The sequence below is a fragment of the Paenibacillus dauci genome, assembly GCF_000971985.1.
Classification (GTDB): Bacteria; Bacillota; Bacilli; order Paenibacillales; family Paenibacillaceae; genus Saccharibacillus; species Saccharibacillus dauci.
In genome coordinates this window covers 454,806-476,447 of record NZ_KQ040798.1, presented here as the reverse complement: position 1 = coordinate 476,447, position 21,642 = coordinate 454,806, and the positions used below count along the sequence as shown (strand labels likewise).

22 protein-coding genes are annotated in these 21,642 nt (G+C 47.9%); 19 read left to right on the top strand and 3 right to left on the bottom strand.

The window, feature by feature from the left end:
- The first annotated feature begins 246 nt into the window (after positions 1–246).
- Together WH46_RS02110 and WH46_RS02105 are read left to right on the top strand one after the other, a co-directional pair.
- Positions 247–897 carry a YigZ family protein gene (locus tag WH46_RS02110; RefSeq protein ID WP_046225522.1) on the top strand — a complete coding sequence of 217 codons (651 nt, stop codon included), beginning with the start codon at positions 247–249 and terminating at the stop codon, positions 895–897.
- A gap of 104 nt (positions 898–1,001) precedes the next feature.
- Positions 1,002–1,583, top strand: a complete 582-nt coding sequence (locus WH46_RS02105; protein ID WP_046225521.1) for a TetR/AcrR family transcriptional regulator — start codon at positions 1,002–1,004, stop codon at positions 1,581–1,583.
- 232 nt (positions 1,584–1,815) lie between these two features.
- Here WH46_RS02105 and WH46_RS02100 read toward each other — a convergent pair whose 3' ends face one another.
- Complete coding sequence (locus WH46_RS02100; protein ID WP_046225520.1) at positions 1,816–2,217, bottom strand: secondary thiamine-phosphate synthase enzyme YjbQ; 402 nt, start codon at positions 2,215–2,217, stop codon at positions 1,816–1,818.
- A gap of 448 nt (positions 2,218–2,665) precedes the next feature.
- Here WH46_RS02100 and cysT point away from each other — a divergent pair, with 448 nt between their 5' ends.
- From cysT to WH46_RS02045, 11 genes are all read left to right on the top strand, one after another.
- Positions 2,666–3,481 carry a sulfate ABC transporter permease subunit CysT gene (cysT, locus tag WH46_RS02095; RefSeq protein ID WP_046225519.1) on the top strand — a complete coding sequence of 272 codons (816 nt, stop codon included), beginning with the start codon at positions 2,666–2,668 and terminating at the stop codon, positions 3,479–3,481.
- Positions 3,481–4,278 (top strand): sulfate ABC transporter permease subunit, encoded by a 798-nt coding sequence (locus tag WH46_RS02090; RefSeq protein WP_017811480.1) that lies wholly within the window; start codon positions 3,481–3,483, stop codon positions 4,276–4,278. The genes cysT and WH46_RS02090 overlap by 1 nt, the downstream gene beginning before the upstream one ends.
- 1 nt (position 4,279) lies before the next feature.
- On the top strand, positions 4,280–5,344 hold the full coding sequence (locus WH46_RS02085) for a sulfate/molybdate ABC transporter ATP-binding protein (RefSeq protein ID WP_046225518.1): 1,065 nt from the start codon (positions 4,280–4,282) through the stop codon (positions 5,342–5,344).
- 150 nt (positions 5,345–5,494) lie between these two features.
- The gene (locus WH46_RS02080; RefSeq protein ID WP_231584269.1) at positions 5,495–6,505 is read left to right on the top strand and encodes a sulfate ABC transporter substrate-binding protein; all 1,011 of its coding nucleotides are present in this window, start codon (positions 5,495–5,497) and stop codon (positions 6,503–6,505) included.
- A gap of 371 nt (positions 6,506–6,876) precedes the next feature.
- Entirely contained in the window at positions 6,877–7,692 is an 816-nt protein-coding gene (locus WH46_RS02075) for an MBL fold metallo-hydrolase (RefSeq protein ID WP_046225516.1), read from the top strand.
- A gap of 218 nt (positions 7,693–7,910) precedes the next feature.
- Positions 7,911–8,639: an amino acid ABC transporter ATP-binding protein gene (locus tag WH46_RS02070; protein ID WP_017811476.1), complete on the top strand. Its 729-nt coding sequence runs from the start codon at positions 7,911–7,913 to the stop codon at positions 8,637–8,639.
- A gap of 64 nt (positions 8,640–8,703) precedes the next feature.
- On the top strand, positions 8,704–9,543 hold the full coding sequence (locus WH46_RS02065) for a glutamate ABC transporter substrate-binding protein (RefSeq protein WP_046225515.1): 840 nt from the start codon (positions 8,704–8,706) through the stop codon (positions 9,541–9,543).
- A 256-nt stretch (positions 9,544–9,799) separates the two neighbouring features.
- Positions 9,800–10,453: an amino acid ABC transporter permease gene (locus tag WH46_RS02060; protein ID WP_046225514.1), complete on the top strand. Its 654-nt coding sequence runs from the start codon at positions 9,800–9,802 to the stop codon at positions 10,451–10,453.
- Positions 10,454–10,485: 32 nt separating this feature from the next.
- Positions 10,486–11,151: an amino acid ABC transporter permease gene (locus WH46_RS02055; RefSeq protein ID WP_017811473.1), complete on the top strand. Its 666-nt coding sequence runs from the start codon at positions 10,486–10,488 to the stop codon at positions 11,149–11,151.
- Positions 11,152–11,273: 122 nt separating this feature from the next.
- The gene (locus WH46_RS02050; protein WP_082208282.1) at positions 11,274–12,662 is read left to right on the top strand and encodes an ATP-binding protein; all 1,389 of its coding nucleotides are present in this window, start codon (positions 11,274–11,276) and stop codon (positions 12,660–12,662) included.
- A 4-nt stretch (positions 12,663–12,666) separates the two neighbouring features.
- Positions 12,667–13,584 (top strand): response regulator, encoded by a 918-nt coding sequence (locus WH46_RS02045; protein WP_046225512.1) that lies wholly within the window; start codon positions 12,667–12,669, stop codon positions 13,582–13,584.
- A 497-nt stretch (positions 13,585–14,081) separates the two neighbouring features.
- Here WH46_RS02045 and WH46_RS02040 read toward each other — a convergent pair whose 3' ends face one another.
- Together WH46_RS02040 and WH46_RS02035 are read right to left on the bottom strand one after the other, a co-directional pair.
- The gene (locus WH46_RS02040; protein ID WP_017811470.1) at positions 14,082–14,879 is read right to left on the bottom strand and encodes a Cof-type HAD-IIB family hydrolase; all 798 of its coding nucleotides are present in this window, start codon (positions 14,877–14,879) and stop codon (positions 14,082–14,084) included.
- Positions 14,880–14,935: 56 nt separating this feature from the next.
- Positions 14,936–15,937 carry a lipoate--protein ligase gene (locus WH46_RS02035; protein ID WP_017811469.1) on the bottom strand — a complete coding sequence of 334 codons (1,002 nt, stop codon included), beginning with the start codon at positions 15,935–15,937 and terminating at the stop codon, positions 14,936–14,938.
- A gap of 309 nt (positions 15,938–16,246) precedes the next feature.
- On the opposite strand from WH46_RS02035, the gene WH46_RS02030 reads away from it, so the two are divergent.
- From WH46_RS02030 to WH46_RS02005, 6 genes are all read left to right on the top strand, one after another.
- The gene (locus WH46_RS02030) at positions 16,247–16,429 is read left to right on the top strand and encodes a hypothetical protein (RefSeq protein WP_017811468.1); all 183 of its coding nucleotides are present in this window, start codon (positions 16,247–16,249) and stop codon (positions 16,427–16,429) included.
- 246 nt (positions 16,430–16,675) lie between these two features.
- On the top strand, positions 16,676–17,788 hold the full coding sequence (locus WH46_RS02025) for a pyridoxal phosphate-dependent aminotransferase (RefSeq protein WP_046225511.1): 1,113 nt from the start codon (positions 16,676–16,678) through the stop codon (positions 17,786–17,788).
- Between the two features lie 53 nt (positions 17,789–17,841).
- Entirely contained in the window at positions 17,842–18,789 is a 948-nt protein-coding gene (gene cbiB, locus WH46_RS02020; RefSeq protein ID WP_046225731.1) for an adenosylcobinamide-phosphate synthase CbiB, read from the top strand.
- 2 nt (positions 18,790–18,791) lie between these two features.
- Positions 18,792–19,481 (top strand): histidine phosphatase family protein, encoded by a 690-nt coding sequence (locus WH46_RS02015; RefSeq protein ID WP_052714079.1) that lies wholly within the window; start codon positions 18,792–18,794, stop codon positions 19,479–19,481.
- A 46-nt stretch (positions 19,482–19,527) separates the two neighbouring features.
- The gene (locus WH46_RS02010) at positions 19,528–20,529 is read left to right on the top strand and encodes an ABC transporter substrate-binding protein (protein WP_046225510.1); all 1,002 of its coding nucleotides are present in this window, start codon (positions 19,528–19,530) and stop codon (positions 20,527–20,529) included.
- Positions 20,526–21,563 (top strand): FecCD family ABC transporter permease, encoded by a 1,038-nt coding sequence (locus tag WH46_RS02005; RefSeq protein ID WP_046225509.1) that lies wholly within the window; start codon positions 20,526–20,528, stop codon positions 21,561–21,563. The genes WH46_RS02010 and WH46_RS02005 overlap by 4 nt, the downstream gene beginning before the upstream one ends.
- The last annotated feature ends 79 nt before the right edge of the window (positions 21,564–21,642 follow it).

Genomic DNA, 21,642 nt, shown 5'->3' with positions numbered 1-21,642 from the left:
CGGTTTAAAAGTCTTTTCCAATAAGCTACTTTTGATGTAAAATAGGATAAACTTCATGAAGAAAGCAGTTCTCAGGCAGCAATGCCAGGGAGCTGCTTTCTTGATACCTAAATATATTGTATGATATCTTTAGTAACCTGGAAGGTATTGGTACATCTGGAGTAAGATACATTGCTCTAACAGCCAATACAGGGATCAGTGAATACTGCCTGCATATCGGGCAGGTACGGTAAGGAAAGGATCATCATGACAACAGACAAACCTGAACGTTACAAGACAATACAACAAGCTGGGGACAAAGAAATCGTAATTAAGAAATCCCGGTTTATCGGTCACTCCAAACCCGTTGCTACGGAAGAAGAAGCATTGGAGTTTATTGAAAGCATCAAAAAGCAGCATTGGAATGCCACGCACAACTGCTCAGCTTATCTGATCGGATCACGAGGCGAGATCCAGCGCCAATCCGATGATGGTGAACCGAGTGGAACAGCAGGTAAGCCTATTCTGGAGGTGATCAAAAACCAGGGATTGCAGGATATCGCGATTGTCGTAACCCGGTATTTTGGCGGAATTATGCTGGGCGCCGGTGGATTGATCCGTGCCTACACCGACGGAGCCGTGGCTGCGATTGAAGCAGGAGAAGCGATTACACGTGTACTGCATCAGGAAGTAAAAGTTGAGCTGGATTATACCTGGCTTGGCAAAGTGGAAAATGAGCTGCGCAGTCGGGGTATCCGCATGGGTGAGACTGCTTTTACCGATAAGGTTATTCTAAACTGTCTGCCGGTTGCCAGTGAAGCACAGGCATTCCGGGAATGGATGACTGATCTTACGCAGGGACAGTCATTGATCACGACAGGCGAACAGCTTTATTTTACAGAAGAACAAGAGAAATAGAGCAGAACCGGGCGCAATCATGATATGGATCTGTGTGGAATCACAGACACAGCAGCAGGCGCATCTGATCTGACTATGCAAAATGCTTGAAGGGGAATCATACTATGGCACGTAGAGCGGTAGAGCAGGAGTTATCCAGGGAGAGAATTTTAGAGGCTGCCAGACATCTGTTTGTAACAAAGGGGTATCGTGCAATCTCGATGCGTAGTATTGGTCAGCATCTGGGCTACAGCCATGGTTCACTGTATTATCATTTCAAGGAAAAAGCGGAGTTGTTCTACGCGATTGTGATGGAGGACTTTGATCATCTCTGCTATTTGCTGCAGGAAGTCAAGGAAGCGCCGGAGCAGCCGGACTACAACAAGGTAGAGCGCCTGCTGATTGAGTTTATTCGTTTTGGGCTGGATAATGCCCATCAGTACGAGATTATGTTCATGATCCGGGATGAAGAGCTGTTGAGCTATTGTCGTGCCGAACAGGCACGCTGCTTTGAATTGTTCTCGTCAATTGTGCGTCAGCATATGGATATGACCGAGCATACGCTGGAAGCGATGCATACGGTACCGCTGAGTCTGTTTCTGTCGATTCACGGATTCATTTCCTACTATATTCAGGATCGTGTTACTTATGATGAGATCCGGCCCGCAGCGATTGCCCATGTCAAAACGCTCTGCCGGGTATTATAAGAGGAAACCGCTGATGAAAGTTATAATCCGAACCGGGGGCAGCATGTTAAGAGGGGCATTTCTCTATCTCTACACTTTAAGGCTTTGCCCTGTCAAAACGTTGAATCCCTATAGTGAATTGGCAATGATCACACCTGCCGACAATCAGATACAACCAGAACATAAAAGGCGACTGATCCGCATCATGTATGCAGAGCAGTCGCCTTTTGTATGCTGCTGTATCCTATTCAGGTTATCCCTGCATAATCTTGATCATATATTCCCGCTGGCGCGGACCATCAAATTCGCAGAAATAAATACCCTGCCAACGTCCGAGCAACAGTCTGCCATCCTGAATAATAATGGTCTGGGAAGGACCTGTAGTAATTGACTTGAGATGGGAAGCCGTATTGCCTTCCATATGGCGGTATTTGGGGTGCTCCCAGGGATAGACTTCATCCAGGCGCATTAATACGTCATGCTTCACATCCGGGTCGGCATTCTCGTTAATGGCGATTCCTGCCGTTGTATGTGGACAATAGACAATGGCTATTCCTTCCTGTACACCACTCTGGCTGACTTTGGAAGAGACCTCTCTTGTAATATCCCTCATTTCATCACGTTTGCTGGTAGAAATCTGCATCGTATACAACATCGATATCCCTCTTTTCCTACTTTTTTTCAAGATGAGTCTTAGAATGAAGCATTGAGCATAATTTCCTTCATTTTAACCTGTATTCAGACTCATTTCTATTCAGATATTACCTCATATAGCTGGGATTAATCGGATACGAACGATAAGGAATATATATATAAAGAAAATAAAAGAGCAAAACATAATTCCAACTACTCTTGGAAACTGGGGATAATCCCTTGTAAACAGGCGATTTTACTGCTCCAAGGCAGCTGCAGTAAGGTGGAATCCGAACATTCCTGATGACTAGAAATCATTTTGGCAAAAAGTAAACTTCTCATTGACGCTTGAAGCCAGCCTTTGCTAAAGTATGGCTAAGATTTAATACCAAGTATACTAATAGGAAATAAAGGTTAAAGCCATGGAAAAGTACAGTGAACCATCGACGTTCAAGTAAAGGAGTATTCCGGTGAATAGTACACTACTGCGACACAAAGGTTGGACATGGGGATTTCGTACGACTGTACTGCTGTATTTTCTGATTTTGATTGTACTGCCGATTGCCGGAGTATATGTGAATTCATTATCGGATGGATGGGCTGCCTTTGTGCAGAATATTGGAGATCCGATCGCCTGGAAAGCAGTACTGCTGACGCTCAAACTGGCGCTCATCGCTACACTTATCAATGCACTGGTCGGTACGATGGCAGCATGGGTACTGGTCAGATATGAGTTTCCCGGTAAATCACTGCTGAACAGTATTGTCGATCTGCCATTCGCTCTGCCTACGGCTGTCGGTGGACTGATGATTCTGGTATTGCTGGGACCGAATAGCATTGTAGGAAAAGCAGCAGCCTCGGTAGGGCTGGATCTGGTATTTCATCAGCCGGCGATTATTGTGGCGATGGTATTTGTAACTTTTCCCTTTGTGATCCGGGCGATTCAGCCGCTGCTGGAAGAACTCGACCGCTCGGCGGAAGAAGCTTCGTATACGCTGGGTGCTTCTCGTACACGTACCTTTTTTAATGTGATTTTGCCAGCGATGGTACCAGGGATTCTCAGTGGAGCGATGCTCGCTTTTTCCCGGGCACTGGCAGAGTTTGGGGCAGTCGTACTGGTGGCAGGTAATATTCCGGGGCGTACACTTACTGCTTCGGTCTATATTTTCGGTGAGGTAGAGAGTGATAATGAAGCTGGTGCTGCGGCCGTATCGATTCTGCTGCTGACGCTGTCCTTTATCATCCTGTGGCTGATCAATCTGGTGCAGACGAGGAGGATGAGCTGATGAGAAGACTATGGATTACTTTAACCTGGCTCGTATTCAGCATTCTGATTCTTATACCGCTCGTTGTACTGACAACCGGAGCATTTGATGAAGGTGGAGAAGGGTTCCTGCAGGCATTGGGACGGCCTGAAGCCATGCATGCTCTGATGATGACCGGCATGATTGTCGTCGTAGTGACGCTGCTTAACGGCATATTCGGCATTATGATGGGCATTTATCTGGTACGTGGCAACTGGCTCAGCCGCAAGCTTCGTCAGCTGTTCAACAGTATCGTAGATCTGCCGTATGCGGTATCGCCGGTAATCGGTGGTCTGATGATTGTTCTGCTGCTTGGGCCCGATACGGTTATTGGTGCTTTTTTTGAGAATATCGGGTTTAAGGTAGTCTATGCATTTCCCGGTATGGTGATCGCTACGCTGTTTGTTACTTTCCCGCTGATGGTGCGAGAAGTTATGCCTGTACTGCAGGAGATCGGCACAGATCAGGAAGAAGCTGCCTCTACACTTGGAGCCTACAGCTGGAGAACATTCTGGCAGGTGACTTGGCCGTCTATCCGCTGGGCCGTCATTTACGGGACGATCCTTACGGTCGCTCGTTCGCTGGGAGAATTCGGCGCGGTGTTGGTCGTGTCCGGGAATATTATTAACAAGACCCAGACCGCGACAACACTGGTCTATCAGGATATGGAGAATTTTAATGTAACGGCGGCCAATGGTGTTGCTCTGGTGCTGGCAGTCTTCTCTATCGGTCTGCTGCTGCTGATGGAACGGGCCAAGAAAAGAAAGGAAGTGCTCTGATATGCATGTGGAAGTTCGTCATTTGGATAAGCATTTCGGTCAATTTCATGCGGTGCAGGATGTCAGCTTCTCTATTGCCAAAGGACATCTGATCGGTCTGCTCGGACCAAGCGGTGGCGGTAAAACCTCTATTTTGCGGATGCTCGCCGGACTGGAATCACCGGGAAGTGGAGAGATTATTTTTCATGGCAAGACAGTCAATCATCTGCCGCCACAGGAGCGTGAGATCGGGTTTGTTTTTCAGAACTATGCGTTATTCAAGCATATGACGGTATTCGATAATATTGCGTTTGGTCTGAAAGTCAAAAAGATCCGCAAGGAAGCGATCCGGGAGAGGGTGCGCGAGCTGGTCGAGCTGACCGGACTATCCGGATTCGAGCATCGTTATCCGCATCAGCTGTCCGGTGGTCAGCGGCAGCGTGTTGCTTTTGCCCGAGCGCTGGCACCTGAACCGCAGTTGTTGCTGCTGGATGAGCCATTCGCAGCGATCGATGCCAAGATCCGGCAGGAGCTGCGTACCTGGCTGCGTGAACTGATTGAGAGAGTCGGTATCACTTCGATTTTTGTTACTCATGATCAGGATGAAGCGATCGAAGTGGCTGACGAAATCATGATTATCAATAGTGGTCGTCTGGAACAGAAGGGTACGCCATGGGATATTTACAAGCAGCCTTCTACACCATTTGTGGCTTCCTTTATCGGGGAGTCGACGATCGTAGAAGAGATTGGCCAACTCAAAGGATTTGATCATCACGGAATCACTGCTTCTGCACGTGCACTAATCCGGCCGGAATATATCGAGATTGGACCTGCGCATGAGTTCCGCCTGCTGTCTGCCACAGAGACAGGTATTGTCAGACATATGCACTTCCGGGGCAGTCAGTGGATGGTAGAAGTCGAAGTGGGTACCAATCGACTGATCACCTATCGGTCACTGGAAAAAGATACGCTGGAAGTAGGACAGGACGTTCAGGTACTCGTTCACCGTGCTTATCTGTTCAATGATAACGAGAGCTGGATCGCGGAAAATACGCTCAAAGCCGATCCGTTATCGGTATTTATTTAAATGGAAAAAGGGATACGGCATCTACAGCCAGTATATGCGAGGATCGTAAATAATCGTTTGACAGGCTATATAGCTTGGAAAGGAGAGAGCGGGGTGAAACAGAAAAACTCATGGTCGCTAAGATTACTGGCAGGGATTCTTGTGCTGAGTATGCTGCTCTCCGGATGCAGTAATGCAGGAGAATCCGGCACACAGCCGGCATCCGCTGCGCCGGCGGCAGACGGGGAAGTCACCCTGGTCATTGGTGCCTACAGTGTAGCCAAGGATGCAGTTGGTGAGATTCTGCCAGAGTTCCAGCAGTACTGGAAAGAGAAGACCGGTCAGAATGTGCGCTTCCAGGAATCGTATGAAGCTTCGGGTACGCAGGCACGAGCGATTGCTGGGGGATTCGAAGCCGATGTAACGATTCTGTCGCTGGAAGGGGATGTCGACAAGCTGGTCAAAGCAGGGCTGGTCAACAAAGACTGGAAAGAGGCTCCGTATCAGGGGATGGTCACACGCTCTATCGTAGTGCTCGGTACACGTAAAGGAAATCCGCTCGGTATTCACCAATTTCAGGATCTGGCACGTCCCGGGGTGAAAGTGCTGTATCCGAATCCCAAAACATCCGGCGGTGCGCAGTGGGATATTAATGCGATCTATGGCGCCGGGCTCAAGCAGTCAGAGCGGGAAGAAGGCCAAAAAGATCCGGCTGCAGCCAAAGCCTTTTTGGAGGCGGTGCATCAGAATATCGAATCGCTTGATAAAAGTGGACGGGCTTCGATGGCTGCATTTGAATACGGAGTAGGCGATGTGATTGTAACGTACGAAAATGAACTGCTGGCACGGATGGCCAAAGGAGCACAATACGATCTGGTCGTACCCGACGATACGATTCTGATCGAAAATCCAGCTGCCGTGGTCGATTCCTATGTAGACAAGCATGGTACACGCAAAGTGGCCGAAGCTTTCCTCGATTATCTGCGCACGCCGGAAGCCCAGGAGATTTTTTCCAAACACGGATTTCGTCCGGTAGATGAGCAGGTAATGAAAGCTCATCGCAGTGAATACCCTGATCCGCCAGGATTATTTGATATACAGTATCTGGGTGGCTGGAGTGAAGTACGCAGTTCGCTGTATTCCAAACGCGGGATCTGGTATCAGGTGCTGGCAGGAATTTGATCCTGTAATGCGTATCCAAAAGAAATTAAAGCTATCTTTTTACACGTTGTAAAAGGTAGCTTTTTTTATTTGCAGGTCTCTATAATATGAAATAATGATTGTTTCTGATCTCCAAAACATGGACCTTGGGCCGTACATACCGAAATAGTAGGGAAAATGATATACTCTAAGATATAATACATTACAGGCAGCAGAATACTGCCTTACGCGCAAAAGGAAACCTTTAAGCGTTATGATGATTATATAATCAGTTAGAGCTATATTCATTAAACTTGTACTTTTATGAATGAACATATGAATTGGTGTATACGAATAGGTAATCCTGATGATGTGCAAGAACCATACCCTCAGGCTCAAGGAGAGAATACAGGATGAACGGACGTGTAGTAGATCGTTTAACATTTTTGGGGACCGGCGATGCAATGGGGGTTCCCAGGGTATATTGTGATTGTGAAGTATGCGAGGAAGCGAGAAATAGCGGGACGAATCGGCGTCTGCGCTCTTCTGTACTGATCGAAAGTACGGAAGGTGATTTTCTAATCGACTGTGGTCCCGACTGGCGGCTGCAGATGGAGATGACCAATCGTCGTGCGGATATTACGGATATCGTTATTACCCATGCCCATTTCGATCATATTGCGGGTCTGCCGGAATGGGCAGACGCTTGCCGGTGGCAGGGAGTCAAAGGACGTGTGTATGCACCACAGGAAGTGCTTGATATCATTCAGCGTCAGTATCCATGGATTCATACGCATCTGGATATGATCGCTAATGATGAAGGCATGATACTAAGCGGCTGGAAAATGACACCGTGGAAAGTGCACCATGGGTTTAATGGTTATTCCTACGCGTACCGTATGGAAAAGCATGATTTCGGATGGGTCTACTGTCCCGATGCTATCGGGCTGACTGCAGAGCAAAAAGTGTTGATGGATCGGCTGGATCTGCTGATTTTGGGAACGAGTTTTGTTCATGAAGAGGCAGAATACAGTGGGCGTTCGGTATATGATATGCGTGAAGCTGCTGAATTGGTAGATGAATTGGCTCCGATTGAGACAATCTACACGCATATGTCTCATGGTGTAGATCTGCGCCAGGAACTTGATTTGCCTGTAGGTGCCCGTACAGCGCGTACAGGTATGACAATTGATTTGGGTAATTATACGGTATTATTGCCCGAAGAATAGGAATCGGAATTGAACTGTAAAAGCAAGCCGGTATCGGAAGATACCGGTTTTTTTGTATTTTTTTGATTATTTTTTAGAGGAATTCAGGAATTTACAGTATTATGGCGTAGGTTTACGTAGTTTTATGTAGGTGTAGTTTAATATTATAAAAAATGTAAGTATACCTGACAGTCTTATCACGAAAAAGATAAATTCAGTACATAAAAAGGAGGAAAAGGATGATTACCTTCCATGAAGTTGACAAGTTCTATGGCGACTTTCAAGTTTTAACAGGAATTAACCTGCATGTCGAATCAGGAGAGGTTGTCGTAGTACTTGGTCCCTCCGGCTCCGGTAAAAGCACGATGCTGCGCTGTATCAATCGTCTGGAAGAAACAAGCAGCGGTCAGCTAACTGTAAACGGAGTACGTGTGGATGAACGCAAAACAGATCTGAATAAGCTGCGCCGCAATATCGGCATGGTGTTCCAGCACTTCAATCTGTATCCCCACAAAAAAGTGATCGATAATATCACCCTGGCTCCGATTAAAGCACTGGGCGTCTCCAAAGCGGAAGCGCATCAGACGGCTATGCATTATCTCGAAAAAGTCGGTATCGCCGATAAAGCGCAGGCATATCCTTCCCAGTTGTCCGGTGGACAGCAGCAGCGGGTAGCAATTGCCCGCGGTCTGGCAATGAAGCCGCAGATTATGCTGTTCGATGAACCGACATCGGCGCTTGACCCCGAAATGGTCGGTGAAGTGCTGGACGTTATGAAAGCCCTCGCTCTGGAAGGAATGACAATGGTGGTTGTTACCCATGAAATGGGCTTTGCCCGCGAAGTGGCTGACCGTGTTGTCTTTATGGATCAGGGCAGAATCGTAGAAGAAGCTCCACCGGAGCAATTTTTCTCTGATCCGCGGGAAGAGCGTGCCAAGCTGTTCCTTAGCCGCTTGTTGAATCATTAATACCTGTAATTCATGGATATTCGCAAGTCATTACACATATACCAATGAAAAGGGGAAATGAATAATGTCCAACAAAAAAAGATTCTCGCTCCTTCTTGTATGCATGATGGCTCTGGTAATGGTACTGGGAGCATGTAGTACGACCAAGACGAATCCAAGCGGAGGTTCTGCCGAAAGTAATACAGCTGCCCAACTTGATCAGATCAAGCAGCGCGGCAAACTGATTGTCGGCGTCAAGTATGACACCAAACTGTTTGGCCTCAAAGATCCGGGCAGCGGCAAAGTAGAAGGTTTTGATGTAGATATGGCTCATGCCCTGGCGAAAAGTATACTCGGTGATGAAAGCAAAGTCGAGCTGAAAGAAGTAACTTCCAAAACACGTATCCCGATGCTGAACAATGGTGATGTGGATATGGTTATCGCTACGATGACGATTACGGATGCCCGTAAAAAAGAAGTCGATTTCTCCGATGTCTATTTCCAGGCGGGACAATCGCTGCTCGTGAAAAAAGGCAGCCCGATTCAGGGTATCGAAGATGTGACTGCCGATACTACAATATTGGCAGCCAAAGGAGCTACATCGATCGATAATATCGAAGAAAAAGTACCAGGTGTAAAAGTACTGGAATTCGATAACTATCAAGATGCTTTTAACGCTCTCAAAGCAGGTCAGGGAGAGGCACTGACCACAGATGATGCGATTCTGTATGGTATGGCTGCACAGGATCCAAACTATGAAGTAGTAGGCAAACCATTTACAGATGAGCCGTATGGTATTGCTGTGAAAAAAGGCCAGACCGGCCTGGTGGAAGCGATCAACAAAGGGCTGACCGATATGAAAGCAGACGGTTCTTATGATGAGTTGTACAAAAAATGGATCGGTAAAGCACCGGAAAGCAAGTAAGTTTGGCTGATATGAAGTCAATAGCACAAGATCGGTAAGGTTAGAAATCAAATAAGACAAAGGATGGGCCATCACGCCCATCCTTTTCATTAGAACAGATGAGGGATCGATCTGGGATTGATGTTCAAATGTCGATGGTGGTTCAGAACTGGAGTGAAGAACTAGCCGGAATCGGGATTGAGCATAAGAGAGCAAGTCCATGCAGTCAGAGCATCATGGATATACTGGATTGCAAAGAATCAAAGGAGGTATGAAAATGCTGGATTTTTCTATTCTGATTGAATATTTCCCTGACTATATGGAAGGGTTTTTGAATACAATTCAAGCAAGTCTGATCGCACTGGTTGGAAGCTTTATCCTCGGTACTATTATTGCCGTGTTCCGTATTACCGGAATCAAACCACTGCAATGGCTCGGAACCGCTTATGTGGAATTTATCCGAAATATCCCCATTCTGATCGTCGTGCTATTTTTCTATTTGGGATTGCCTTCGTTGGGTGCTAGACTTGATGGGTTTCAGGCAGGAACATTAGGATTGACCGTTTATACATCTGCATTTATTGCTGAAGCGATTCGTGCTGGTATCCTGTCTGTACCCAAAGGGCAGATGGAGGCTGCACGTTCATCAGGAATGAGTTACATACAATCCATGCTGCATGTTATTTTACCACAGGCAATCAAACTCGTTATTCCACCTTTGAGTAACCAGTTTATTAACCTGATCAAAAATTCATCTGTCCTGACTATTGTAGCTGGATTGGATCTAATGTACTTTGCCGATTCGATTAACGGAGACAGTTATGCAACAGTCAGCACATATATCTTCACCGGAATGTTTTATCTAATACTGACATTACCAATGAGCTACGGATCTCATGTGCTGGAGCGCAGATTGGCCAAAAGCTCATAACAATCCGCAATAAGGGTTAAAGGAGGAGTACTATGGATTTCGCAGGTGCGTATTCACCCGAGAATTTGAAGTTTCTGATGGAAGGTCTGGGCATGACACTGTATGTCGCCTTCTTTGCTATTATATTCAGTTTTGTAATCGGATGCTTTGCTGGAGTTATCCGTTATATGAAGATTCCCGTATTGTCACAGGTACTGGCAGTTGTCGTGGAGATTCTGCGTAATCTGCCACTGTTGCTGATTATTTTCTTTGTTCAGTTTGCGGTGCCACAGATTTCATTTTTCGGTATTCAATTCAAGTTTACCATTCCGGTAGGTGCGATTATTGCGCTGACACTATTTGAAGCGGCGATGATCTCGGAGATTGTCAGGGCTGGACTTAATTCCATTCCCAAGGGTCAGGTCGAAGCTGCGCGTTCTTCCGGTCTCGGAACGGTGCAGACGCTCTGGCATATCGTTCTGCCCCAGGGTCTACGCCGGATGGTGCCTCCGCTGGTCAGTCAGTTCATTTCCCTGCTTAAGGATACCTCGCTGGCGGTAATCGTAGCATTGGCTGAACTAATGCATAACGCACAGATTATTATGGGTCAGAACCATAACTATCCGATCCCGATTTTACTGCTTGTCGCTATGATCTATTTTGTTGTAAATTATACATTATCGCTAATCTCCAGACGGCTGGAGACACGCACAGTTTAAAGTACACACAGGCAGCCGGTTTCCGGAAGGAGACCGGTTTTTGTGATCTTTGCAGACGAAACATGTTGTATAACCGTTATGGAGAGAGTTTTATAATGAAAACAGCATGAAAGGGAAATTTTATGATACCATATAAACAATTTCACAAAACGACAGAAGCCCTATTGCCTGCTGCAGTCACACGCCAATCCGAATCGCGCCGAAAGGGAGCTGAAGGACGCATGCCTGCTCTTTTCAGAAATGAAAAAATTCAGATTCTGACGGTAGCGCTTGGAACAGCGGTTGCCGGGGAGTTCAAGATCAATCCGGTACCGGGCGATCTGTTCCGGATCGGTCTGGGTGGCAGTGCTTTTCTGCTATTCCTGCTGCTGATGAACCGTTTACCTTTTATCCGGGCAGGAATATGGACAGCGGTTACAGTAATTATATTCCGCATTCTTCTGGATCTAATTCTGAGACCCGCTGGATTCGATCTAATTGACCGGATACAGGTGCATACATCAGGCGGTTTGTATTATCTGACCTTTTCGATAGGGATGTATCTGATTCAGGGACAGATTGAACGTATGAATCTGCTGCTGCTGGGTGTACTCGCGACTTGTATCGATTTTAGCTCCAATACAATCGAGATGATCTGCAGATGGATGCTGACCGGATCGGAGATCTTCAATCCGGCGACCTGGATGTATATTATAGTTGTAGCTGCGATCCGCGGATTTTTTATGACCGGGCTGTACAGCAGTATTGCAGTAAGCCAGATCCGGGCATTATCGCTGGAGCAGAACAAGCGAATGGAGCAGATGCTGTCTGTCAGCTCCGGTCTGTACGGCGAAGTGTTTTACTTGCGTAAATCGATGGATACAATCGAACATGTGACTAGCAGCAGTTATCGTCTATATATGGATCTCAAGCGGGAGGGACTGACCGATTTTAGTCAGCGGCAGCTTAGTATTACCCAGGAAATACACGAAGTCAAGAAAGATTCGCAGCGTATTGCTGCTGGTCTGCTCAAGCTGTTCGATCACGATGCCCAGTCCTTATTGTCCCTATCAGAGATTATGGATTATGCGATTCGTGGCAACCGTAAATATGCCATGATGCTGAACAAGCAGGTCGTATTCAGTGCCCATCTGCAGCAGGATTATCTTACTTCCGACTATATTCCGCTTTTGACACTGCTTAATAATCTGCTGGCCAATGCAATCGAAGCTCTGGATAAGTCGGGGGCGATTGAGCTGCGGATCGAGCAGCAGTCGGACTGGACCGTACTCACTGTAGCTGACTCGGGCAAAGGGATTCCCGAACGCGATCGGGAGATGATTTTCGAGCCTGGATTTACGACCAAATTTGCCGAGGGAGGCAGTGCGGCTACCGGTATCGGTCTGTCGCATGTGCATGATATTGTCGTATCGCTTGGTGGCAGCATCCGGCTCTGCGAAAGTCAGGAACATGCTTCATGGGCAACTGCTTTTCGGGTAGAACTGCCAACCGATTCATTAAAGAGAGGATGATAATATGGGATTATCTTTTTGTATAGTAGATGACGATCCAGCAACACGTGCGATGCTGGAAAATATTATCAGGGAAAGCAAGCTGGGCGAAGTGACCGGAACAGCCAGAGGTGGGGAGGAAGGCACCCGCATTATTCTGGAAAGCCAGCCGGATGTTGTACTGATTGACTGGCTCATGCCGGATCAGGATGGACTGGAGACGATTATGCAGCTGCAGCGGCAGGGGTTCCGCGGCAAATATATCATGATCTCGCAGATTGAAAATCAGGAGATGGTCGGTGAAGCCTATCAGTCGGGTATCGAATTTTTTATTCGCAAGCCGATTAACCGGATTGAAGTAGAGTCTGTGCTGTCCCGTGTCAGCGAGCATGCAGAGATCCGGCATTATCTGCATGAGCTCAAGTCTTCACTGTCCCGTCTGGATACGCTGAATCTGCTGTCTACGGAGCGCCAGACTGCTGTGCCCGTCAAACCGCGCAGCATTAGCGAAGTGATTCGTCCTATTTATATGAATCTGGGTATAGTCGGGGAAGCGGGCTGCAACGATATTACCGCTATTATGGAAATGCTGCTGCAGCGTGGTCAGGCCGGTCCATTCCCGCCGCTCAAGCAACTGTACGAGGGAGTGGCTGCCAGCTATAAGAGCACTCCACGTGAAGTTGATAAAGAATCCAAAGCGATCGAACAGCGTATCCGCCGAACAGTAACAACAGCGCTCACTCACCTGGCTTCCATTGGACTCACCGATTACGGCAATCCCAAGTTTGAGCACTATGCACCGCTTTATTTTGATTTTGAGGATATCCGCGCCAAGATGAAAGAGATTGACGAAGAACGCGATGACAGCAAAAGCAAGGTAAGCATCAAAAAGTTCCTGCAGGTCTTATATCTGGAAGCACTGGATCAGATGCAGAATGTATAATTAATCCGTATGAGTATGATGTAAATCCAGGCACGTCGACAATGCAATCTACAGCCATCCAAAACAAAAAGCACCTTGCGGTGAGTATAGCATTATCCCGATAATCATTCGGAATGATGCTATACTCTCTGGCAAGGTGCTTTTTAGTCACTGTCTTTTACAATCTCCGAGAAAAATCCAAAGGAATGACGGTGAGAATCAATAGGTTACAAAGCCTTTAAATCCTCAAAGTTTTAGATTAATTAATGTTTTAAATTCCTACAAAACAATGCCAAAATGAATGCCCACCATCATAGCGGAGGGAAGGGAATTCGGTCAAAGGACGACCTTTGAGCCGGGAGATCAACCGCTTTTCCTATTCCGGATCTCCCGGCTCAATCGGAGGACGTGACCGAATCCCTTTCCGCAGCGGACATGCACAACCGGTATAGTGTTTATCAGCAGTACAAATTGCTGTCCAATACAAATGCATAACAGCCTGTACCATCTACAAACGATCAGCCTTTAAGAATAAACTCCTCGATAACCTGCTTCACACCATCTTCGTTATTGCTTGCTGTAATATAATCCGCAATCTCTTTGAGTGGTGCAATCGCGTTACCCATAGCTACACCCAGACCAGCCACTTCCAGCATTTCATGGTCATTCCAGGAATCACCAACAGCAATTGTATCTTGCAGATCACAGTTAAAATGATTGGCAAGGAAAGTCAGTGCAGCGCCTTTGGTACCTTCTTTGTGCATGATTTCCAGGAATTCCGGCTTGGACTTAGTAATATGCACACCATCACCCAACAGTTCACGCAGGATCGGCTGCAGCTCATCCAGGAAAGCCGGATCGTCGATGATCAGCATTTTTGGTGTAGGCTGTTCGATCATTTTGGCAAAGTCCGGCTCTACATAATATTGTGTACGATTCAGCGTCGTATAATCAATCAGATGTTGGTTCAGCTCACGGGCATACAGTTTGTCATCGATATACGTCTGCAGATGAAGATTGTGCTCTACGCAGTATTCGAACAGTTTGCGAGCAGCTTCTACAGGAACATAACGCTCATACAAAACTTCTTCATCCATCAGGTTTTTGATCAATGCACCCTGATACGTAATGATCGGTACATTCAGTCCGGTCTGGCGAGCAATCGCCTGGGCGGAAGCATAGGCGCGTCCAGTAGCGAGCGTTACTACAGTGCCTTTGGCAACTGCTTGTTCCAGGGCTTGCTGTGTGGCAGGGGTAACTTCTTTGTCATCGTTGATCAGTGTATCGTCGATATCAATAGCGATTAATTTGTACATGGTATGTGCTCCTTCTATCCATTAATAGATCTGTATTTATATATCTGTGATGAATCCTAGTCTTCCAGCAGAGCCAGTCCGACAAAGTCTTCCAATTCTACATTACCAAAGTAATGCTTGAGGTCGATCCCCTGCAGGGCTTCGCGCACGGCATTTTCCTCGTACCGCTGACCGCGCAGCTTGTTCTCGATATCGGCAACGTCGCCTATACCGAAGAAGTCGCCATAAATTTTGATTTCGTGGATATGACCTTCTTTGATATTCATGCGGATATCAATAATGCCGGCCGGGAATTTTTTGGCGTGTTTGATATTGGATTCCGGTGACTGACCATAGTTCCAGTCCCAGTTCCGATAACGTTCTGCAGAGATTTCGTGGATTTTGGCCCAGTCTTCCTCGGTCAGTACGTATTGGGGAACATCCGCAGGTTCTACGCCGAAAATATGACGCAGAATATCATCACGGAATTGCTCCATCGTCATCGGCGCATTCAGGAATTCGGAGATATTGGCAACCCGGCTGCGTACCGACTTGGTACTCTTGGATTTGAATTTCTCCGGATTTACTTTGAGTGCAGACTGTACATTGTCCAGTTCGGAGTTGAACATCAACGTACCATGGCTGAACATACGGCCGCGTGTAGAGAACTGTGCATTGCCGGATATTTTCTGCTCACCTACCTGCAGATCATTACGACCGGACAGCTCGGCATTTACACCAAGCTGCTGCAGCGCTTCGACTACAGGCTGGGTGAATTTGCGGAAATTATGGAACGATTGTCCGTCATCTTTGGTCAGGAAGCTGAAGCTGAGATTGCCGAGATCATGATACACAGCTCCGCCACCGGACAGACGGCGTACGACGTGAATATTATTGGCTTTTACATATTCGGCGTTGATCTCTTCGATTGTATTTTGATGCTTGCCGATAATGATGGATGGCTCGTTGATATAGAACAGCAGATAGCTGTCATCCATCGGCAGATGCTTGAGCACGAATTCTTCAATAGCCAGATTGATCGTTGGATCGGTAATGCCTTTGTTATCGATAAAGAGCATGGTCTTTCCTCCATTTATGTTCACCTTACCGGCATGGTCTCTGCGGAGGCGAGTACAACTGCTGGCCGGCAAAACAGAGCCTTATCTGCTTGACCGGACAGTCCGCGGGACTGAAATGTCCGCAAATCTGCCTGCTTTCTTATTGTAAACCAAAGATATACCAAAACCAATTGAATTATGCAAAATGATAGTATTGTTCATCCATCTGATCGTAGTGACAGATTACTGGATCGATCCCTGATTATGCGTTTAGCTGCAAAAACAGACGGGTAATAGCTGGTAACGCTTGCTACAAGGAGGCATACAACGATGAGTGATCAAGCCAAAGATTTGCTGCAAAGTAAGCAGGAAAAAGACCAGCATAATCAAGACATGAAAAATTTCGTGGATGGTAAAGAGAAATCACCGGATATCGATCAAGGGGTGTCCGATCAAAGTCGTGTACCGGATGAGCAGCATCATATGAAAGATCAGGAGAACCGCAGAATATAACCATATAACCAAAGAATGGCCGCCGGGCTGCTTGACTATATAAGCGGCTCGGCGGTTTCTTCTGTGTATAAATGCTGAGCGCATAAACGATCAGCGACCAGGAATCCACATCTTAATTTTATTGAGATTGCTGTATCAGCTATAGTAATGTAAATACATATGCGCAGAATTGCAGCAGTATGCCTGCTGCCAGATCTAGACAGTGCGGGAAGGCATATGACGAGGATCAGGAGGGAAAGCAGCAGTATGATTGAAGTTTATGGACATGGAGGCGACCGTACGACAGCAGCAGAGCAGTTTGGCAGGCCGATAGCGGAAATGATGGATTACAGTGCCAATATGAATGCAGCGGGTCCACCCCCGGGTTTGCTCGATTATCTGGCAGAATGTCTGCCGCAAATCATTCATTATCCGGACCCGGTACATCGTCGGCTGCGAGGACTGCTCGCCGGGCGGAATCGATGCAGTAATGAGCAGCTGGTTATTGGCAATGGAGCAGCAGAATGTATGGCTTTGCTGTTGCTGGCACTGCGTCCGGCTGTTGTCGGACTGGTGGAACCGTGTTTCTCTGAATACGCGCAGCTATCCAGCCAGTATGGGAGTAAGATTATACGCATTTATGGTCGACAGGAATTGGATTACCGGGCAGATGTGGCAGAGATCTGTCAGCTGATTCCACAGGTGGATCTTCTTTTTCTCGGACAGCCGAATAATCCGAATGGTGTGCAGTATATACGCGAAGATCTGAAGCGCATCGCCGATACAGCGAGAACTCATGGAGTGACACTGGTAATCGACGAGGCTTTTACAGATTTTATTCCTGCTGGGCAGCGCATATCGCTGCAGAACGAGTTGGAGCAGTATCCGAATATGATTATTGTGCGCTCGATGACCAAGTTCTATGCAATTCCCGGTCTGCGTCTTGGTTATACAATCAGCTCGCTGGAGTTGGCTGCCCGTCTGCGTAGTCAGCAGGTAACCTGGAGTGTCAATACACTGGCACAGGCTGCCGGTGAATGGTGTCTGGAACACGCTGATGATACGGATTATGAACAGCAGACGATCTTGCATAATATCCAGCGACGGGAACATCTACGGGAGCAGCTTATACAAATGGGATGCAGGGTCTGTCCGGGAGAGGCGAATTATTTGCTGGTTGAGCTGCCTGAGCCATGGGAAGCAGAAACGTTCCAGATGGCCATGGGACACAAGGGAATCCTGATCCGCAGCTGTTCCATGTATCCGGGCCTTGGCAGTCGGCATATTCGCGTTGCGGTCAAGGATGAGAAACATAACGTACAGCTGCTTGCAGGTTGGAAGCAGATTATTACCGGTCAGCAGAAGAGTGAACAGCAGTGAGTCTGTTGTACTGGCAGTATGATGCTCTCTGGGCAGGCGGAATATGGATACCTATGGCTGCTTATCTACTGGACCGGATTATAGGCGATCCGCGCTGGCTACCGCATCCGGTGATCGGCATGGGGCAAGCCATTCACAGGGTAGAGCGTATGATTCGGCGATGGTCACTGCCTGAGCATCGATTGCGTGCAGCAGGAATTCTGCTGCCGCTGCTGATTGTAGGCGGAGCGTGGCTCATCACGTGGTTAGTTCTGCTGATGGCCCATTGGATTCATCCTTACCTTGGTGCAGGGCTGGAGATTCTGCTAATCGCTACCACCATAGCTTCCAAAGGGCTCAAGCAGGCAGGCATGGAGGTCTATCGGGAACTGATTCGGCAGGATTGGCAGGCTGCTCGGCGCTCACTCGGCATGATCGTGGGACGGGATACAGATCAGCTGGATGAACCGGAGATTATTCGCGGGACGGTAGAGACGATTGCCGAAAATATAGTGGATGCCGTCATTTCGCCGCTGATCTATGCACTGCTTGGCGGAGCACCGCTGGCGATGGCTTATCGCGCCGTGAATACACTGGATTCCATGGTCGGTTACAAAAATGATAAGTATCTGCATCTCGGCTGGGCTTCTGCCCGGCTGGATGATATCGCCAACTATATTCCTGCAAGGTTAACCGCTATCCTACTGATTGTACTAAGCGGATGCTTGCGATTAAATGCGGCCGGTGCATGGCAAACGGTAGTACGTGATGCTTCCGGTCATCCGAGTCCCAACAGCGGCTACCCGGAAGCTGCTGTCGCCGGCGCGCTGGGTATCCGTCTCGGAGGACAGAACCGTTATCATGGAGTACTGTCGCATCGAGCATATATGGGTGCAGCCCGGCGCCATATGGTGCCGGATGATATTGTTCAGACCGCCCGGCTAATGTACTGGACAGGCAGTGTGACTATAGTCTGTGCGACAGTGCTGGCGATAGGAATCAGGATAGGAGGCAGCGGATAAGGATGAGCGTACATATATTGCTGCTGCGCCATGGCACTACACAGTGGAACAGGGAGAAGAGGTATCTTGGACATACGGATGTGCCTTTGCTTACTGAATCTTATCAGGAATTGGAGCCTGTCCGGCGGGCACTATCTGCCTGGCAGTGGGATGAGATCTATTGCAGTGATCTTCTGCGCTGCCGGGAGTCGCTTGATTATGTACTCCCTGTAAAGAGGAGAAAGGGAGCGAAAATAACCTATGATCCAGCGCTTCGCGAGCTGGATTTTGGAGAGTGGGAAGGTTGTACCTACAGCGATTTGTGTGACCAGGCGATGTACAGGCGCTGGATTGATGATCCTGCGTCGATTTGTCCACCCCATGGAGAGTCCTTGCAGCATTTCAGCAGTCGGTTGAACCATTTTGCGTGTACATTATTACCTGAATTACAACCTAACCCTGCCGGATTATGTGCATCTTCGCTAGATGTGTCCCCGTCGGTCATAGCCGGACTTGATGCAGTTCAATCATTGGAAAAGAAAGCTGAGAAAACGCGGCAGATCCTGATCATGACGCATGGTGGAGTGATCCGGCAGCTGGTTACGCTATGGTGTCCGGAGATTCCATTCTGGGATCTGGTGATTCCGCCTGCTGGAGGCTATTTGCTCAAATGGGCTGAGGCCGATTGTGAGGTAATGTCTTTTCCCCTATAATCAGAAGGTTAATGTCAAAGATGCTTATAACAAAGGAGAACAAATAATGAATACGAACAGATACACTTCCAGATGGGCAATGTTCATCATGACCCTATCGCTTGCGCTACTGCTCGCTTCCTGCGCACCTGCTCAGGAAAAAGCTCCAACTGCAGTCCAGCAGCCGGCCGGCACTAACGAACAGAGCAGCACGGCTACCGGGCAGACAGTCTATCCACTGACTGTCCAAGATGCCACCGGCAAGTCATTTACCTTTGAGCAGGCGCCGCAGCGGATTGTGTCGATCTCTCCGGCAGAGACAGAAGCTTTGTTTGCTCTGGGGCTGGACCAGCAGATTGTCGGGGTCTCGGAATATGATGATTATCCCGAACAGATTAAGACCAAAGCCAAAATTGGCGGCATCACCGAGCCGAATGTAGAGACAATTATCGCCCAGAACCCGGATATTGTGTTCACGGGCATCTCTTCCAGTGAAGAGCTGGTACAGAAACTGCGTACAGCAGGTATTAACATTTTCAAAACGACTCCCAAAACGGTAAATGATGTTATGAGCAATATTGAACTGTATGGCAAAATTACCAATCGTCAGGCTGAAGCCAAAAAAGTAACGGATCATATGAAGCAGCAAGTACAGATGGTTAAGGATGCAGTTGCTTCGGTAACACCAGAGCAAAAGAAAAAAGTATATATCGAGTTCTCTCCGGGATGGACCGTCGGCAAAGGAGAATTCATGGATGAACTGATCACCCTCGCAGGCGGTATCAATATCGCCGGAGATACCGAAGGCTGGAATGAGATTAATGAAGAAAATATTGTCGCAGCGGATCCGGATGTAATTCTTTATTCCAAAGAAAGCGTCGACAACAAAACCAAGCAAACGCTGGATCAGATTATTCGTGCCCGCAGCGGCTGGAACAAAATCAAAGCTATTCAGAACGATCAGCTATTTGGTCTGAACGATGATCTTGTGAGTCGTCCAGGACCTCGTGTGACAGATGGATTGGTCGAGATTGCCCATGCGATCTATCCGGATCTGGTCAAGAAATGAGCCGCAAAGCGACACTGCCGGTACTGCTGTTTGTCGCTTTGCTGGTAATTAGTCTGGTACTGACGACCGGAATCGGTTCGGTCTATATTTCGGCAGGACAGATTATACGTATTCTGCTGTATCATCTACCTTTTATGCAGCACTGGATTGTACCGGATTGGAGTGGAGCCTCCGAGCAAATTATGCTGCGAATTCGTATGCCGCGTGTCGTGCTGGCTATGCTGGTGGGAGCAGCGCTGGGTGTTGCCGGCGCTGCTTTTCAGGGAGTGCTGCGCAATCCGCTGGCCGATCCGTTTACACTGGGGGTCTCGTCAGGGGCATCGGTAGGAGCAGCAGTGCTTATTTTTACAGGATATGAATACTCGCTGTTTGGTAGCTGGACGTTGCCGCTGGTTGCTTTTGTTACAGGGATGATCACGCTGTATGGGGTATTGATGCTGGCACGTGAACAGGGGAGGATTCCGACGAACAGCCTGATTTTGTCAGGCGTGGTGATGCAGTCTTTTCTCGGCGCGATTGTTTCCTTTCTGGCATCCATGTCCGAGGGAAGCGTGAATGAGATTATATTCTGGACGATGGGCAGTCTGAGCCTGCGCGGATGGCCGTATGTGGTCGTTATGCTGCCATATGTATTGATCGGTATTCTATTTCTGTGGACACAGTCGCGGGCGATGAATCTGCTGGCTCTCGGGGAAAAGGAAGCGGCCCATCTGGGCCTCACGGTAGATCGTACCAAAACGCTCGTATTGATTGTAGCTACATTGATCACGGCGGCAGCCGTCTCGGTATCCGGTGTGATTGCGTTTGTCGGACTGGTCGTGCCGCATATGATTCGTCTGCTGATTGGTTCCGATTATCGTCTGCTGATTCCGCTGTCAGCGCTGGGAGGAGGCATTTTCCTGATGTGGGCCGATACGGTTGCACGTACGGTGTTGTCACCGACCGAGATTCCGCTGGGTGTCGTAACGGCTTTTGTCGGGGCGCCATTTTTTGCCTATTTGCTGCATCGCTACAAAAAGCAGCGGACCGATTAATGGATACACAGCAATCTGTATGCCGGGGCATAAAGTAGCACATAGCCATAAGAGAGAGCATACTAGCAGACAGCGGAAA